This is a genomic window from Blautia sp. SC05B48 (genome assembly GCF_005848555.1).
Taxonomy (GTDB): domain Bacteria; phylum Bacillota; class Clostridia; order Lachnospirales; family Lachnospiraceae; genus Blautia_A.
Map to the genome: position 1 here is coordinate 2,104,448 of NZ_CP040518.1, position 18,029 is coordinate 2,122,476.

Consider the following 18,029-nt stretch of genomic DNA (forward strand, 5'->3'; position numbering starts at 1 on the left):
ATATGCTCATAAATAGTGAAAAAAATGAAAATATATGTAATAAATGAAAGAAAACATGTAAAAATGACGAATAATTAACTAAGTATGAACAAAAAATGGATAAAATGAATAAAAAGTAACATTTTTCCATATTGAAATGACAATAATCCATTTATCATTTTTCCATGTGCAATTATAATAATATCAACGGTCAGGGACGTGAAAAAATATAAAAACTGACCAAAGAAAGAGGGAAAATAAGAAAGATTTAAAAGGAGGAAGAAGTTATGAATTTCAAAAGAGTAGCAGCATTATTGTTAGCAGGTGCCATGGTAATGACAGCAGTTCCGGTATATGCAAAAGGTGACGATGTTACACTTTCCGTATCCATCTGGGACACCAACCAGGAGCCGGGAATCAAAGAAATTCTTGCAGACTTCACAGAGAAGACAGGAATCAAGACAGAGATCTCCGTTGTTAAATGGGATGAGTACTGGACAATGCTCGAGGCCGGTGCACAGGGTGGTTCCCTTCCGGACGTATTCTGGATGCACTCCAACGAGAGTCAGAGATACATGTCCAACGATATGCTTCTTGATCTGACCGATAAGATCAAAGACAGCGATCTGATCGATCCGGAGAACTATCCGGAGGATATCTGGGGACTGTATACATACGATGATAAATATTATGCAGTACCGAAGGATATAGATACAATCGCTCTCTGGTACAACAAGACATTATTTGACGAGGCAGGACTTGATTATCCGACAGCTGACTGGACATGGGATGATGTTACAGAGGCAGCTAAGAAGCTTACTAAGGATGATGGTTCCCAGTACGGTCTCGGAATGAGAAATGATAACAACCAGGCCGGATACTACAACCTGATCTATGATAACGGCGGATACATCATCAGCGATGACAAGACAAAATCCGGCTGGGATGATGAGAAGACGATCGCAGCTATGCAGACACTGGAAGGATGGATCAAGGATGGCGTGATCCCGTCTCTTGAGACAATGTCCGAGAACAACGAGGACGTACTTTTCGAGGCTGGCAAGATCGCTATGACATGCCAGGGCTCCTGGATGCTTGCAGCATTTAAAGAGAACGAGTACACAGCAGCTAACTGTGATTGTGTAGAGCTTCCTAAAAACGCTGAGACAGGCAGAAGAGCTTCCTTATATAACGGACTTGGATGGGCAGCATCTGCTTCCGGTGAGCACACAGACGAAGCTTGGCAGCTGATCGAGTACCTCGGATCCAAAGAGGCTCAGGAGAAACAGGCTGAGCTTGGTGTTACAATGAGTGCATACAAGGATACATCTGATGCATGGGCTAAATCCGCAGACTTCAACCTTCAGGCTTATCTGAACATGATGGATGACATGGAGATCCGTCCATACTCCAAATCTACTGTAACATGGGAGAACGAGGACAACGAGATCCTTAAGGGCGTATACACAGGCGACATCACAATGGAAGAGGCTTGCAAGCAGATGGCTGATCAGATGAACGAGAAGCTGGCTGAGGAGTAAGCATTAAGAAACACCGATAATTAAGTGCAGTAATGAGAGGGGCCGCCGCACTCAGGTGCAGCGGCCTCATACATAGAAGGAATAGAAGGAGTGATTCTTATGGCTAAAACTACCAAGTCACAGGCACGGACAAAGAGAGAGCGCAGTGAGTTCCTCTGGGGCTGGCTGTTTATTCTCCCAACAACCATCGGACTGATTGTATTGAACATCATTCCGATCTTCCAGACTATTTACCAGAGCTTTTTCAAAACAGGAGATTTTGGTAAAGGAAATATCTTTATCGGTTTACAGAACTATCAGAAGGTTTTTGCAGATAAAGAGATCTGGCAGGCACTGATCAACACATTCAAATATGCGATCGTGGAGGTTCCTTTTTCCATTGTCATCGCACTTGTTCTTGCAGTACTTCTTAACAGAAAGATGAAGGGCCGTTCTGTTTACAGAACCATCATCTTCCTTCCGATGGTAGCAGCTCCGGCAGCGGTAGCCATGGTATGGAGATGGCTGTTCAACTCTGATTATGGTCTTATCAATAACGTTTTCCATGTTCATGTAAACTGGGTTTCTGATCCGAAAATTGCAGTATTTTCCGTTGCGATCATCGGTGTATGGTCTATCATCGGTTACAATATGGTTCTTTTTCTGGCAGGACTTCAGGAAATTCCGAGAGATTATTATGAAGCGGCAGAGATTGACGGAGCTACAGGTGTGAATGCATTCTTCAGCATTACGATTCCGCTTCTGTCGCCAACTATTTTCTTTGTACTTGTTACCCGTGTAATTGGATCCCTGCAGGTATTCGACCTGATCTATATGGTTATTGACAAGTCAAACCCGGCACTTACCAAGACTCAGTCACTGGTTTATCTGTTCTATAAATATGCATTTATCAATAAGAACATGGGATACGGCGCTACGATCGTAGTAGTACTTCTTATTATCACCATGATCTTGACAGTATTCCAGATGATCGGTCAGAAGAAATGGGTATTCTACAACTAAAAAGGGGGATTAACCATGGATAGTATGGAAACAAAAAAGAAATTAACCACTATTTTAATACATGTCATACTGATCATTGTGTCCATAACGATGCTTGTGCCATTTATCTGGATGATCCTGACAGCTTTTAAAACTGTAACGGAAGCAACATCTGTAGATCCTTTCACCATTTTCCCGAAAATATGGAGAAAAGACGCATTTATTTCTGTTATCAATAACATGAACTTCCTGCTTCTGTACAAGAATACACTGCTTCTGATCTTCTTCCGAGTAGTGTGTGCGGTTCTTACAGCAACTATGGCAGGCTATGCATTTGGACGACTGAACTTCAAGGGCCGTGATCTCTGCTTCAGTCTTGTACTGTTCCAGATGATGGTTCCGGTACAGATCTTCATCATCCCGCAGTACCTGATGGTCAGCAAGATGGGTATGCTGAATACGATCTTTGCCCTTGTATTCCCGGGTATTGTCACTGCGTTCGGTACCTTCCTTCTGAGACAGGGATACATGGGACTGCCGAAGGATCTGGAGGAGGCTGCCAGACTTGATGGATGTAACATCGGTCAGACCTTCCTTTACATCATGGCACCACTTACAAGATCCAGTATGGTTGCACTTGGAATTTTCACAGCTGTATTCGCATTCAAAGATCTGATGTGGCCGATGATCGTTAATACAGATAAGGATATGCTGGTACTTTCTTCCGCACTTGCAAAGATGCAGGGCCAGTACGTATCCAAATTCCCGGAATTGATGGCTGCATCTCTGATCGCCTGCATTCCGATGATCGTGATCTACATGATCTTCCAGAAACAGTTTATCGAAGGTATTGCTACCAGCGGTGGAAAACTGTAATCAGAAATATTACATAAGGTAATACAAGACCGCTGACAATGTATATAACTGAGGATTTGGTTATTGATGTTGTCAGCGGTATTTTTATCGAAGCAAATGCCAAAATGCACAGTTATTTGATGATTCTTAAGGAAAGAGGCGGATATTTTTATCCGCAGTAAACGAAAAAAAGGAGAAAATTATGCCGATCAAATTTCACGAGGGATCAAAGACATTCCACATTTATAACAAACATTTAAGCTACATCACCTGTATCATGGAAAATGGCCAGATGGAGAATCTGTACTATGGAAAAGCTATCCGCGATAAAGAGGATTTCAGTTATCTTCACGAGGAGATCATGCGTTCCCTGATGGCTGTATGCGTTCCGGAACCGGGACTTCTTTCCATGCAGTATACCAAACAGGAGTATCCTGTTTACGGAACCGGTGATTACAGAAATCCTGCCCTTACTGTTCGTCAGGAGAACGGAAGCGAGATCGTAGATTTCAAATATGTTTCTCATGAGATTTACGGCGGCAAGAAGAAGCTTGCCGGTCTTCCGGCAACCTACACAGAGAACGAGGAAGAGGCAACATCTCTGGACATTACACTTCATGATTCTGTGATGGACACAGAACTTGTTCTTACATATTCCGTATATGAGGATTACCCGGTGGTCACCAGAAGTGCACGCCTTGTTCAGAAAGGGGATCAGAAAATCCGTCTTGAGAACGTGATGAGTGCAGCAGTGGAGTTCCCGGATATGGATTATGAGATGATCCATCTTTCCGGTGCGTGGGCACGTGAGCGCTATGTAAAAACACGTAAACTTGAGATGGGTACACAGGCTGTACAGAGTCTTGCAGGAACCGGCTCCAGCTCTGAGCAGAATCCGTTTATCGCGCTGAAGCGTCCTCATACAACAGAAGATACAGGCGAGGTTTTCGGCTTCAGCTTTGTGTACAGCGGCAACTTCCTTGCACAGGTCGAGGTTTCCACCTACGAGATGACACGAGTTATGATGGGAATCAATCCACAGGGATTTTCCTGGGAGCTTTCCAGAGATGAGGAATTCCAGACTCCGGAGGTCGTTATGGTATACAGCGATAAGGGCTTAAACGGAATGAGCCAGGCTTACCACAGACTGTACCGTGACCGCCTGATGCGCGGAAAATGGAGAAATCATGCACGCCCGATCCTTCTTAATAACTGGGAGGCAACCTATTTTGATTTTGATGAGGAAAAAATCCTCAATATTGCAAAAAAAGCCAAAGAGGTTGGGGTAGAGCTTTTCGTTCTGGATGACGGATGGTTCGGAACCAGAAACGATGATTACCAGGGCCTTGGCGACTGGTTTGTAAATAAGAATAAGCTTCCAAACGGAATTTCCGGACTTTCCCGCAAGATCGAGGAGATGGGCCTGAAATTCGGCCTCTGGGTAGAGCTTGAGATGGTAAACAAGAACAGCGACTGCTACAGAGCACATCCGGACTGGCTCATCGGAGCACCGGACCGTTTTGAGTCCCACTCAAGACATCAGCATGTTCTTGATTTTTCCAGACCTGAGGTTGTGGATTTTATTTATGATTCCATCTCCAAGGTTATCGAGGAATCTTCCATTTCCTACATTAAATGGGATATGAACCGCTACATGTCCGAGCCTTTCAGCCGCGGCGCATCTGCAGCAGATCAGGGCAAGACTATGCATAAATATATCCTTGGTGTATATGAGCTGTATACAAGACTGACAGAGAGATTTCCGGATATCCTCTTTGAATCCTGCGCAAGCGGCGGAGCAAGATTTGATCCGGGAATGCTGTATTTTGCACCGCAGACATGGACCAGTGATGATACCGATGCAGCTGAGAGAGAAAAGATCCAGTACGGTACCTCCTTTGTTTATCCGATCGTCAGCATGGGATCTCATGTATCAGCAGTACCGAATCATCAGCTGCACCGTACCACACCGCTTTCCACAAGAGCAAATGTGGCATATTTCGGAACCTTTGGCTATGAGCTGGATCTGAACCTTTTAAGTGCCAAAGAGATCGAAGAGGTAAAGGCACAGGTGGAATTCATGAAGGAACATCGTGACCTGATCCAGGTGGAGGGTGATTTCTACCGTATCTTAAGCCCGTTCGAAGGAAATGATACTGCATGGATGGTTGTTTCCAGAGACAAAAAACAGGCAGTTGCCGGATACTATGAAAGACTGAACAAGGTCAATGCTTCCTGGATGCGTTTGCGCTTCAAGGGTCTTGACGAGGATCAGCTTTACAAAGTAAAATGGGAAGATAAGTGCCTGAAAGCTTACGGAAATGAGCTGATGTATGCAGGAATCCCGGTTGATCGTGACTACTGCAATAAGACAAACGGTGATTTCCATTCTGTATTGTATACAATTGAAGCAGAGGACTGATTTCTGTAAATGATGGAATAAAAATTATCTGCAGAAAAAACATCCGCCTGACCAGAAAAATAACAGGCCGCCGGATATGGCGGTCTGTTATTGGGTGGCGAAGCAGCGCACGGTCGGAAATGTAATATATGACATCAGGGAGGTGGCAAGTTGCTTCATACAGTTGGTTTTACAAACTCAGACAGCTATAAATGTCTGGAGAATTTAAAGAAAGGTGCGGTGGATCTCTGTCTTACTTACTGTGGGTGGGAAAAATGTGATCCGGGATATCGATTTGGACCAAATAAAAGGATCTCCCATGTACTTCATATCGTGGAATCCGGAAGCGGAGTTTTTGAGATGGATGGCTATCAGTATCATCTGACCGGTGGAGAAGCATTTCTGATTCCACCCAGTGTGGAGGCCTGGTATGAGGCAGACATGGACGATCCCTGGACGTACCGCTGGGTAGGATTTGAGGGAATGATTGCCGAGGAAGTAATTCATGTAAGTGGTTTTAGCCGGGAAAATCCGGTCCGAAGGATCCACTGCATGGAAAATGCTGCGAAGTATATTGATGCAATGGTACGGACCAACAAGCTCGTTTTTGAAAATGAGCTGAAACGAAACGGACTTCTGCTGCTTCTTTTTTCTGACCTGATCACAGATAACCGGGATGCATGTCTGAGAGAAGGCAAGCTTCTTCCATCCCACAGATATCCAAATTCCGTTTATGTGGAGCATGCAGTGGATTACATTGCAGCCAACTTTGACAAGAGGCTGAAGATCAATGAGCTGGCAGACCGCATTGGCGTCAACCGGAGCTATCTTACCAGTTCATTTAAAAAAAGCCTTGGATGCTCGCCGCAGGAATATCTTATGAATCTTCGCATTGAGAAGGCGAAAACTCTTCTGAAAAACGGAGATATTCAGGTCAGTGAAGTAGCTGCAAGAGTAGGGTATGGAGATCCGCTGGCTTTTTCCAAGGTATTCAAGGCAAGAACAGGAAGAAGTCCGAGAGAATACAAGGAAGAAAAGAGAAGACTTGTAGTGAATGGAAAGAAGGGTGATTATACGGAATCTGAGGCCTGATAACTGGCAGTACCTTTTGTTGCTGGCAGATCTTTGCGATAAAAAATAACAACTCTCTGTCTGAATTAGGATATATTTCATGCAACAAAACAACAATTATTGACATCAAAGTACATATTTTAAAGATGCTTCCGGTAGTATCATAAAACCATAATAATAACGAGGCGGGGCTGCGCCGCAGAATCAGCAGAAAATCAGGATTTTTGCCAAGAACAGAAAAATCTGTCACAGAAAAATCCAAAAAGACAGGCAGGAGGAACGAACATGATCAAAATTACATTTATGGGAGCAGGAAGCACGGTTTTTGCAAGAAATGTACTTGGTGACTGTATGTGTACACCGGCACTTCGCGAGAGCGAGATAGCACTTTATGATATCGATGAGAAGAGGCTGGAGGATTCCAGAATTATCTTAAGTGCCATCAACCACAACGTAAACGAGGATCGTGCAGTGATCAAGACCTATCTTGGTGCAGAGAACCGTAAAGATGCACTTCGAGATGCAGATTTCGTAGTCAATGCTATTCAGGTAGGCGGCTATGAGCCATGCACCGTAACAGACTTTGAGATCCCGAAGAAATACGGCATCAAACAGACAATCGCAGATACCCTGGGAATCGGCGGAATCATGCGTGCACTTCGTACCATTCCGGTTCTGGAAGAATTTGCCCGGGATATGGAAGAAGTCTGCCCGAACACTCTGTTCCTGAACTACTCCAACCCTATGGCAATGCTTACCGGCTATATGCAGCGTTTTACAAAGATCCGTACTGTAGGCCTCTGTCACAGCGTTCAGGTCTGCTCCCAGAAGCTTCTTGAGGGAATGGGAATGGAAGACAAGATTGAGGGACGTACAGAGCTGATCGCAGGTATCAACCACATGGCGTGGCTCCTTGAGATCCACGACAAAGACGGAAATGATCTGTATCCGGAGATCCGCAGAATTGCCGAGGAGAAGAATACCTCCGGTGAGAAGCATGAGGACATGGTGCGTTATGAGTATATCCGTCATCTTGGATACTATTGCACAGAGTCCAGTGAGCACAATGCAGAGTATAATCCGTTCTTCATTAAATCCAAATATCCGGAGATGATCGAGGAGTTCAATATTCCGCTTGACGAATATCCGAGAAGATGTATCAAACAGATCGAGGGCTGGGAAAAAGAGCGCGAGGATATCCTCAAGGATGGCAAGATCGGCCATGAGAGAAGTAAAGAGTATGCTTCTTATATCATGGAGGCTGTTGTTACAAACACACCGTACAAGATCGGTGGAAATGTTCTTAACAACGGTTACATCGATAACCTTCCGTCAGATGCCTGCGTAGAGGTTCCATGCTATATCGACGGAACCGGTGTACATCCGGTAAAAGTGGGCAAGCTTCCTACACAGCTGGCAGCTATGAATTCATCCAATATCAGCCCGCAGCTCCTTGCTATTGAGGCAGCAGTGACCAAAGACCGCCAGAAAATCTATCAGGCAGCCATGATGGACCCGCACACAGGTGCAGAGCTGAACATCAAAGACATCCAGGCAATGTGTGATGAGCTGATCGAGGCACACGGGGATTATATGAAGATGTACCGCTAAGGCAGGAAATGATCGGAAGGCAGCAAAAACTTTGAAATAAATATGCAAGGCAGCATAGAAAGGCCGGAACACCAGAATGGGGAGGGTGTTCCGGTCTTTCTTTATATGGAACTTTGGATAAATAATAAAAACAACTTGTTCGTATGTATATACAAGTTATAAAATGATTACAGATGAAATTAACAGGATAAATACAGATCAAAATATAAATATCCGTTTTACATCCGATGTTTGAAGGAAGAATAATACAAACGAAGGGAGCAGCTTATGGCAGAAAACGGAAAAGCAAAATATTATGCACTGATGGAAGAAATGAAAACAGACATTCTTTCCGGAAAGATCCGTCCGGGTGAGCAGCTTCCTTCTGAAAACCAGCTCAGTGTCCGCTACGGGCTGAGCAGGCATACGGTGCGAAAGGCTCTGGGGATTCTGGCAGGAGATGGATACATAGAATCCTTTCAGGGAAAAGGAACCTTCTGTGCGGATGTACTCCGTCAGATCCACGGGACCGGAAACATCGCAGTGGTAACTACATATATCTCGGATTATATTTTTCCCAGGCTGATCCAGGGGATTGATGAGGTACTGTCCGATAATGGGTACAGTATCATCCTCAAAAATACAGGAAACAGTCGTCAGAAGGAGGCAAGATTCCTGGAAGAGCTGATCAGTAAGGGGATTGACGGACTGATCATTGAACCCAGCAAAAGCGAGCTGTTGTGCAGACATGTAAGTCTGTACGAAACACTGGACAAATATCAGATCCCATATATTTTTATCCAGGGACTGTATACAGAGATGCAGGAAAAACCCCATATCCTCATGGATGATGCAGGTGGCGGTTATCTTGTTACAAAGCATCTCCTGGATTCCGGCAGACGTGACATCGCAGGTTTTTTCAAGGCAGATGACCGTCAGGGAATCGAACGGCATAAGGGCTATGTGAAGGCTTTGCAGGAGCATGGAATTGCCTATGACCCGGATAAGGTGGTCTGGTTTCACACCGAAGACCGGCGAAAAAAGCCGGCTCTTATGGTACGGAACATGGTCCGACAGAACAGTCTTCCGGATGGGATCGTATGTTACAACGACCAGATCGCTGTCCAGGTCATGGAAGAACTGGAACGTCAGGGCAAAAAGATCCCGGAAGACGTTGCAGTGACCGGCTATGACAATTCACTGTACGCAAGACAGGGACAGGGCATTACCACCATCACCCATCCCCAGGAAAAACTGGGGGAGATGGCGGCGAAGCTTCTCCTGGAAAAATTAAGTGGCGTGCCTGATGAAGAAAGTACAGTGGAACGGCTGATCCGGCCGGAACTGATCATACGGGGCAGTAGCGTGAAAGCAGGGGCGTGAGCACAGATACATAACTGTTTTATCAGATTGTTTTATTAGAGAATGAAGCGATGTAGCTTACAGAGAATCCTATAACATTTTAGAAGATCGGACACATATTGGCAGCAGAACTGGGCAGAAGATTTTCAGGAATGTTATGCATATGATATTAATTTTATTTTAAGGAGGATTTTTCGCATGAAAACAGGAAGAGATTACAAATTCTGGTTTTGCACAGGTTCACAGGATCTTTACGGAGATGAGTGTCTCCGCAAGGTAGCCGAGCATTCTAAGATCATTGTGGAGGAGCTGAACAAATCCGGCGTACTTCCGTTTGAGGTTGTATGGAAACCAACGCTGATCACAAATGAGCTGATCCGTAAAACCTTTAATGATGCCAATGCAGATGAAAATTGTGCCGGCGTGATTGCATGGATGCATACATTTTCCCCGGCAAAATCCTGGATTCTTGGTCTCAAAGAGTATCGTAAACCGCTGTGTCACCTTCATACACAGTTCAATGTGGAGATTCCCTATGACACCATTGATATGGACTTTATGAATGAGAACCAGTCCGCACACGGCGGACGTGAGTTTGGCCATATGGTAACCCGAATGGGAATCGAGCGTAAGGTCATTGCAGGACATTGGGCAGACAAAAAGGTCCAGGAGCGTCTGGCATCCTGGATGCGTACTGCAGTTGGTATCATGGAAAGCAGCCATATTCGTGTATGCCGTGTTGCGGATAACATGAGAAATGTAGCCGTAACAGAGGGCGATAAGGTTGAGGCTCAGATGAAATTCGGATGGGAGATCGATGCTTATCCGGTTAATGAGATTGCAGAATATGTTCAGGATGTAAGCCAGGGAGATATTGATGTTCTGGTAGAAGAATATTATAATAAATATGATATGATTCTGGATGGACGTGACCCTGAGGAATTTAAGAAGCATGTAGCAGTCCAGGCGGGAATTGAGATTGGTTTTGAGCGCTTTCTTGAGGAAAAAAACTACCAGGCTATCGTAACACACTTCGGTGATCTGGGATCCCTGAAGCAGCTTCCGGGACTTGCGATCCAGCGACTGATGGAAAAAGGCTATGGCTTCGGTGGCGAGGGTGACTGGAAAACAGCAGCTATGGTTCGCCTGATGAAAATCATGGCAGCAGGCAAAAAGGACGCCAAGGGCACTTCCTTTATGGAGGATTACACTTATAATCTGGTACCTGGTAAAGAGGGAATCCTTGAGGCACATATGCTGGAGGTTTGCCCATCCGTTGCTGATGGAAAGGTCAGCATGCGTGTGTGCCCGCTTTCCATGGGAGATCGTGAAGATCCTGCAAGACTGGTATTTACTTCTAAGACAGGCCCTGGAATCGCAACATCCCTGGTTGACCTTGGCGATCGTTTCCGCCTGCTGATCAATGAAGTGGAGTGCAAGAAGACAGAGAAACCAATGCCTGCACTTCCGGTAGGTACGGCGTTCTGGACACCGAAGCCGGATCTTTCCACGGCAGCAGAAGCCTGGATCCTTTCTGGCGGCGCACACCATACTGCATTTACCTATGATCTGACCGCAGAGCAGATGGGCGACTGGGCAGCAGCTATGGGTATTGAAGCTGTTTATATTGATGGTGATACAACAATCCGGAATCTGCAGAATGAGCTGAGATGGAACAGCATGTATTTCAGCAAATAATACGGGAGGTTTTTTAAAATGGGAGTAAACGAGGCAAAAACAGCCATTCTTGAGAACCGTACAGCTCTTGGTATTGAGTTTGGTTCCACAAGGATCAAGGCAGTTCTGGTAGATGACAAAAATCAGCCGATCGCATCCGGCGGTTACGGATGGGAGAACCAGTATGTGGACGGAATCTGGACCTACAGCCTGGAAGAGATCTGGAAGGGCCTTCAGGCCAGCTATCAGGATATGGCAAAAGATGTCCGGGAGAAATACGGCGTGGAACTGACAAGCGTAGGTGCTTTCGGTGTCAGTGCCATGATGCACGGATATATGCCCTTTAATAAAGCGGGAGAGCTGATGGTTCCTTTCCGCACCTGGAGAAACAATATCACGGGAGAAGCTTCTGAGAAGCTGGCAGAGCTTTTCCATTACAATATCCCTCAGAGATGGAGCATCGCACACCTGTACCAGGCAATCCTGAAAGGTGAGGAGCATGTAAAAGATATCGATTACATCACCACTCTGGAGGCCTATGTGCACTGGAAACTCACCGGAAAAAGAGTTCTTGGTATCGGTGATGCGGCAGGTATGTTCCCGATCGACAGTGAAACGAAGGACTACAACGAGGAGATGGTGCAGAAGTTCGATGAACTGGTTGCGCCTTATGGATATCCATGGAAACTCCGCGATATTATGCCGAAAGCTCTGGTGGCAGGTCAGGATGCAGGAGTTCTTACTGAGGAAGGTGCAAAGCTTCTGGATGTAAGCGGAAAGCTGAAAGCCGGAATTCCTATGTGCCCGCCTGAGGGAGACGCAGGAACCGGTATGGTTGCCACAAACAGTGTACGTCAGCGTACCGGAAATGTTTCGGCCGGAACCTCTGTCTTCGCAATGATCGTTCTGGAAAAAGCACTTTCAAAACCATATAAAGAGATCGATATGGTCACAACGCCTGCCGGAGATCCGGTTGCCATGGCACATTCCAACAACTGCACCTCTGATCTGAACGCATGGGTGAATGTTTTCAAGGAATTTGCAGAAGCTATGGGCATGGAAGTAGATATGAACAAACTGTTCGGAACTCTTTATAACAAAGCCATGGAAGGCGACCCGGACTGTGGCGGACTTCTTTCCTACTGCTATTTCTCCGGTGAGCATATGACCGGCTTTGAAGAGGGACGTCCACTGTTTGTACGTTCTCCTGAGAGCAAATTTACACTGGCAAACTTTATGCGAAATAATCTTTACACCTGCCTCGGCGCCATGCGTGTAGGTCTGGATATCCTTCTGAATCAGGAACAGGTAAAGATCGACAAGCTTCTGGGACATGGCGGTCTCTTTAAGACAAAAGGTGTGGGACAGCAGATCCTTGCAGATGCAGTGAACGCACCGGTATCTGTAATGTCTACGGCAGGAGAAGGCGGAGCCTGGGGAATCGCACTTCTGGCTTCCTATCTCATTAATAAAAAAGACGGCGAGGAGCTTGCGGATTTCCTGGATGAGAATGTATTTAAGGGAAATGAGGGCAGCACCCTTGCGCCGGAGGAAGAGGGCGTAAAAGGATTTAACGCCTTTATGGACCGGTATATGAAAGGGCTTGGCATCGAGAGAGCTGCTGTGGAATCCAAAATCTGGTAAAATACAGGATGCACGGAAATCAGAAGGTTTGTTTCGGATACGAAGAAAAACAGATGGAAATATCTGGCGAATTTCTGAGATGTGTCCAGAGAGGAAAAATAAATGAACGAGAGTGACCGTGAAAAGAAACCGGCATCCGGCCAGATGGTGCATGTGGTGATCGACCGGCCCATGAACACCTGCCATCCGGAACACAAAGATCTTTTTTATCCGGTAAATTATGGTTACATTGAAGGAATCATCGCCCCGGACGGAGAGGAACAGGACGTCTACGTTCTTGGCATTGATCACCCTGTAAAAGAATTTACAGGAAAAGTGATTGCCATCATCCATCGTCTCAGTGATGTGGAAGACAAATGGGTGGCGGTCCCGGAAGATATGAATATGACAGCCAGGGAGATCATGGAACAGGTACGGTTTCAGGAGCAGTATTTTGAGACAGAGATAGAAATGTTGGAATAAGAAAATTAAAAACAGGAGCAGACATGGTATGCCATGTGCCTGCTCCTGTTTTTGAATGAAAAATCAAATACCTACGTTGAACCGGATATTTCTGTTATTTGCGATGCAGATAAACTGGATGATAGAGGGTGCAAGGGAGCACCGGACTGGATCGTGGAAATTGTATCTCCTTCCAGTAAGCAGATGGATTATTATACGAAACTGTTTAAATATCGAACTGCCGGAGTAAGAGAATACTGGCTGGTAGATCCGGATAAGAATCTTGTTCTGGTATATAATTTTGAACATGGAACCTCGGAACCATATACATTACAGGACTCTGTGAAAGCAGGAATTTATGAAGATCTGTGGATTGATTTTTCTGCTATGAAAATGAATGGATTTTATTGAAAATATTTCTCCGTAATGTTATCATTGGACACGAAAAACACAGAAAAAATTAAAAAACAAAAAAATTAAACGGTTGTATATGTGTCTGTAATACGATCAGAGGCAGCCGGTCAGAGAACAGAATGATGGGTGGCAAAATGTTTGATGACCAGGGCTATACAGGAGGAGAATACAATGAAATTAACCATGCTTGGAACCGGTAACGCACTGGTAACAGAGTGTTACAATACCTGCTTTGTACTCAGCGATGAGTACGGCCATTTTCTGGTTGACGGAGGCGGCGGAAATACGGTGCTTTCCCAGCTGAAAAAAGCAGGCATTGATCTGATGGATGTTCATGAGATCTTTGTTACACATAAGCACGTAGACCATATCATGGGAATCGTGTGGGTGATCCGCATCATCTGCCAGAACATGAAAAAAGGCACTTATCAGGGCGAGGCAAATATCTATGCACATGACGAAGTGATCGGACTTCTGAAAGACATGGCATTTAAGCTTCTGAATAAGAAGGAGACACAGTACATCGGTGACAGACTTCATCTGATCGAGGTAAAAGATGGCGAGGAAAAAACAATTCTTAATAAGAAAGTGACCTTCTTTGATATCGGTTCCACCAAGGCGAAACAGTTCGGTTTCCAGATGATCTATGACGGTGGTAAGGTACTTACCTGCTGCGGAGACGAGCCATACAATGAATGTGAGGAGAAATACGCAAAAGGCAGCGACTGGATGTTCCACGAAGCATTCTGTCTGTATGGACAGCGTGATATCTTCAATCCTTATGAGAAACACCACTCCACAGTTAAGGATGCCAGTGAGCTGGCTGAGAACCTTGGAGTTAAGAATCTTGTCCTGTATCACACAGAGGATAAGAACATTAAGAAACGTAAAGAGCTTTACGGAGCAGAAGGCAGAGAGTATTATCACGGAAATCTGTTTATTCCGGATGATCTTGATGTGATCGAAATGTAAGAAATATAGATAAAGGACCGGGAATGAGACTGTGGTGGCATTCCCGGTTTTGAGGTGACAGAACATATGCCAGTAACAGACCGAATCACCCTTGAAAAAAAATATCAGAAGCTTCAGGAAATCCTCCGCTCCCTGGAGAGTGTAGCCGTGGCTTTTTCCGGCGGAGTGGATTCTACCTTTCTTTTGAAGGTGGCACAGGAGACACTTGGCGATAAGGCCATAGCCATCACTGCATGCCCCTGCTCCTTTACAGAAAGAGAGAGGAAAGAAACCGAGGATTTCTGCAGGGAAAATCACATTCATCAGGAGATATGCAAGCTTAATGAATTTGAGATTCCGGGATTTCGCCAGAATCCTCCGGATCGCTGCTACATCTGCAAAAAAGGCATTTTTACCAGATTATGGGAAGTAGCGAAAAAGAACAACATCAATGTGCTTGCGGAAGGTTCCAACATGGATGATCTGGGCGACTACCGTCCCGGCCGCCGGGCCATCCAGGAACTTGGTGTGCGAAGTCCCCTTCAGGAAGCCGGACTCTATAAAGAAGAGATCCGGGAGCTGTCAAAAGACATGAATCTTCCAACCTGGAACAAGCCGTCTTTTGCCTGTCTGGCTTCCAGGTTTGTGTATGGGGAGACCATTACCGAGGAGAAGCTTCACATGGTAGATCAGGCGGAGCAGTTTCTGATGGATCTGGGATTCCGTCAGTTCCGCGTCCGTATCCATGGAACCATGGCCAGGATCGAGGTTCCGGCAGAAGAGATCCTGAAAATTGCAGATAATGAAACAAGAACAAAGATCACAGAGAAATTCCACACATTGGGATTTTCTTACGTGACTCTGGATCTTCAGGGCTTCCGTTCCGGAAGTATGAATGAAACACTGGGAAAATAAGTATCAGAAAATAAAATAATCCCCCGGAAATACCGCGCGAGAAGTATTTCCGGGGGATTGCTGCAAGAATAGAACCGGAGGCTCCGTTACTGTGTTCAAATCTTAATTTTCGGATTGAGAATATCTGCCTGGCAGGCTGTATATCTTACATATAATCTTTCAGCACATCATGATCCCGCAGTACTTTCTCAACCACAGTACCCTTCACAACATTCAGAAGTGGTTTCTTCAGTGCATTCAGCGGCCCTGGCAGCTGGATCTCCAGCGGGGATTTTCCGTCCATCAGTTTCACACTGCTGTCCAGAAGCTCACGGATATCGTAAACGCTTCCCCATACTTCCGGAACTCCACGGTCTACACCGAAAAGTCCGTATACAGCCTCCATTGCAGTACGTACGGAATACTCTGTTGTGAATACGGTATCACGAGGAGTTTCCGCAAACTGTCCCAGGAATGCAAAATTTACACAGCCATCCGGGATAACATCCGGGCGGTCACCTTTGGTACGCGGCATGAAGAAGGCGGTGATGTACGGCATCATGGTCGGAACGCAGACAGCGCTGTTTTCTGCCATATCGTCGATCTGATCTACCGGAACACCCAGGTGGTACAGCCACTCGGCGGTAATTTCCTTACCGGTACAATCCTTCATCGGCTTCTTGATATAATCACCGGGAACATCTGTGAACAATCCGTAAACCCATACACAGACCTTCTTCGGATCCTGCTCTTTGAACTGTCCCTGACGGTTGATGGTCCAGCTTAAGAGCCATTTGGAATCCTGGCAGCTTACGATACCACCGGTAACAACCTTGCCGGTACGTGGGTCACGCTGGCTGATATTGGTGATATAAGGGATAATACGGTCATCCAGAGTGGTGACAGTAGCGGATTCCCAGTTTGTTCTGGAAATGTCTGAGCAGAACTTTTCCGGATGTCCGAAGGAAGGATCCTGAGCTGCGATATTTTTCCACAGAGACCATACACCACTGGTGCGTACCTCTGCATCACCGTTTGGTGCGTGGTTCTGGTCGCCGTAGATCGTGCCCTCTGTACAGCTTCCGTTAGTGACGAAAACATAATCATTTTCTGTAAGAAGGATGCCCTGCTCCACATCTTTTACCTTGCATTCGATAGCAGTGGCGATCTTTTTGCCATCTTTAAAATTAAAGATCACGTTTGTGACCTCAGTATTAAACTGGAAGTCAACACCTGCATCCTCCAGATATTTTTTCATGGGAAGGATCAGGGATTCGTATTGGTTGTACTTGGTGAATTTCAGGGCGCTGAAATCCGGAAGACCTGCAATGTGGTGGATAAAACGCTGGAAGTAAAGCTTCATTTCCAGAGCACTGTGCCAGTTTTCAAATGCGAACATGGTCCTCCAGTACAGCCAGAAGGTGGAATCAAACACTTCATCATCAAATACATCTTCGATGGTTTTATCGTAAAGATCCTCATCCTTTGTCATAAACAGCTTCATGATCTCCATGCAACCCTTCTGGCTCAGGTTAAATTTTCCGTCGGTATGGGCATCCTGTCCACGGTTGACGGTTGCACGGCAGAGAGAATAGTTCGGGTCGTGCTTGTTCAGCCAGTAGAATTCGTCCAGAACAGAAGCACCCGGTTTTTCAAGAGAAGGAATACTGCGGAAAAGATCCCACAGGCACTCGAAATGGTTTTCCATCTCACGACCGCCACGCATGATATAGCCTCTGGACGGATCAAAGATTCCATCGCAGGCACCGCCGGCAATATCCATGGCTTCCAGGATGTGGATATGATCACCTGGCATCTGTGCGTCTCTTACCAGGAAGCATGCAGCAGCCAGGGAAGCAAGACCGCTTCCTACAATGTAGGCATGCTTGTCGTCCACACCTTCCGGTTTTTCCGGACGGGCAAAGGCTTCGTAGTTACCGTTGGAATAATAAATCCCTTTGCTGTTTTTATCATGCTTTCCACGCTCGGTGTTGCGGTAGTTTGCAGTAGTTTCTTTCACATGGAGGTTTTCCTCTTCGTTGATCTCTCTTGTTTTTTTCATCAGCATGGCCGCGCCTGCTCCGGCTGCCGCAAGTGCTGCAAGTCCCATGAATCCTTTTTTATCTGACATATGACATCCACCTTTCGTAAATGAGATACCTGTTTGTATCGGATTAACTGTTCTTTGTTGCTGTTGAGGCTATGATAGCCCATCCGGAAAAAAGATT

At 45.7% G+C, this 18,029-nt stretch carries 13 protein-coding genes and 1 pseudogene; 13 read left to right on the top strand and 1 reads right to left on the bottom strand.

All coding sequences use genetic code 11. The features are described from left to right. Nucleotides 1-266: 266 nt before the first annotated feature. The 13 genes and pseudogenes from EYS05_RS09660 (at nt 267) to larE (ending at nt 15,822) form a co-directional block, all read left to right on the top strand. Complete coding sequence (locus EYS05_RS09660; RefSeq protein ID WP_059086771.1) at nt 267-1,520, top strand: ABC transporter substrate-binding protein; 1,254 nt, start codon at nt 267-269, stop codon at nt 1,518-1,520. A gap of 99 nt (nt 1,521-1,619) precedes the next feature. Further along, nucleotides 1,620-2,522 carry a carbohydrate ABC transporter permease gene (locus EYS05_RS09665; RefSeq protein WP_015526053.1) on the top strand — a complete coding sequence of 301 codons (903 nt, stop codon included), beginning with the start codon at nt 1,620-1,622 and terminating at the stop codon, nt 2,520-2,522. A gap of 15 nt (nt 2,523-2,537) precedes the next feature. Further along, complete coding sequence (locus tag EYS05_RS09670; protein WP_021650444.1) at nt 2,538-3,377, top strand: carbohydrate ABC transporter permease; 840 nt, start codon at nt 2,538-2,540, stop codon at nt 3,375-3,377. A gap of 181 nt (nt 3,378-3,558) precedes the next feature. After that, entirely contained in the window at nt 3,559-5,778 is a 2,220-nt protein-coding gene (locus EYS05_RS09675) for an alpha-galactosidase (protein WP_138277083.1), read from the top strand. Between the two features lie 150 nt (nt 5,779-5,928). After that, nucleotides 5,929-6,849: an AraC family transcriptional regulator gene (locus EYS05_RS09680; RefSeq protein ID WP_138277084.1), complete on the top strand. Its 921-nt coding sequence runs from the start codon at nt 5,929-5,931 to the stop codon at nt 6,847-6,849. 264 nt (nt 6,850-7,113) lie between these two features. Continuing rightward, entirely contained in the window at nt 7,114-8,439 is a 1,326-nt protein-coding gene (locus EYS05_RS09685; protein WP_118752814.1) for an alpha-glucosidase/alpha-galactosidase, read from the top strand. A gap of 267 nt (nt 8,440-8,706) precedes the next feature. Then, nucleotides 8,707-9,801, top strand: a complete 1,095-nt coding sequence (locus EYS05_RS09690; protein ID WP_138277085.1) for a GntR family transcriptional regulator — start codon at nt 8,707-8,709, stop codon at nt 9,799-9,801. A gap of 177 nt (nt 9,802-9,978) precedes the next feature. Further along, complete coding sequence (gene araA / locus EYS05_RS09695; protein WP_138277086.1) at nt 9,979-11,478, top strand: L-arabinose isomerase; 1,500 nt, start codon at nt 9,979-9,981, stop codon at nt 11,476-11,478. A gap of 18 nt (nt 11,479-11,496) precedes the next feature. Beyond that, nucleotides 11,497-13,101: a xylulokinase gene (locus EYS05_RS09700; protein ID WP_118513227.1), complete on the top strand. Its 1,605-nt coding sequence runs from the start codon at nt 11,497-11,499 to the stop codon at nt 13,099-13,101. 102 nt (nt 13,102-13,203) lie between these two features. Continuing rightward, nucleotides 13,204-13,563, top strand: a complete 360-nt coding sequence (locus tag EYS05_RS09705) for an inorganic diphosphatase (RefSeq protein WP_227752229.1) — start codon at nt 13,204-13,206, stop codon at nt 13,561-13,563. A gap of 45 nt (nt 13,564-13,608) precedes the next feature. Beyond that, nucleotides 13,609-13,953 (top strand): annotated as a pseudogene (locus EYS05_RS09710) (Uma2 family endonuclease); the annotation flags it as partial. A gap of 174 nt (nt 13,954-14,127) precedes the next feature. After that, a complete protein-coding gene (locus tag EYS05_RS09715; protein WP_118513226.1) occupies nt 14,128-14,928 on the top strand; it encodes an MBL fold metallo-hydrolase in 801 nt (266 codons plus the stop codon). A 66-nt stretch (nt 14,929-14,994) separates the two neighbouring features. Then, nucleotides 14,995-15,822 (top strand): ATP-dependent sacrificial sulfur transferase LarE, encoded by an 828-nt coding sequence (gene larE / locus EYS05_RS09720; protein WP_138277088.1) that lies wholly within the window; start codon nt 14,995-14,997, stop codon nt 15,820-15,822. A gap of 145 nt (nt 15,823-15,967) precedes the next feature. Here the strand turns inward: larE and EYS05_RS09725 are convergent, their stop codons facing one another. Further along, entirely contained in the window at nt 15,968-17,932 is a 1,965-nt protein-coding gene (locus EYS05_RS09725) for an oleate hydratase (protein WP_138277089.1), read from the bottom strand. Between the last annotated feature and the right edge of the window lie 97 nt (nt 17,933-18,029).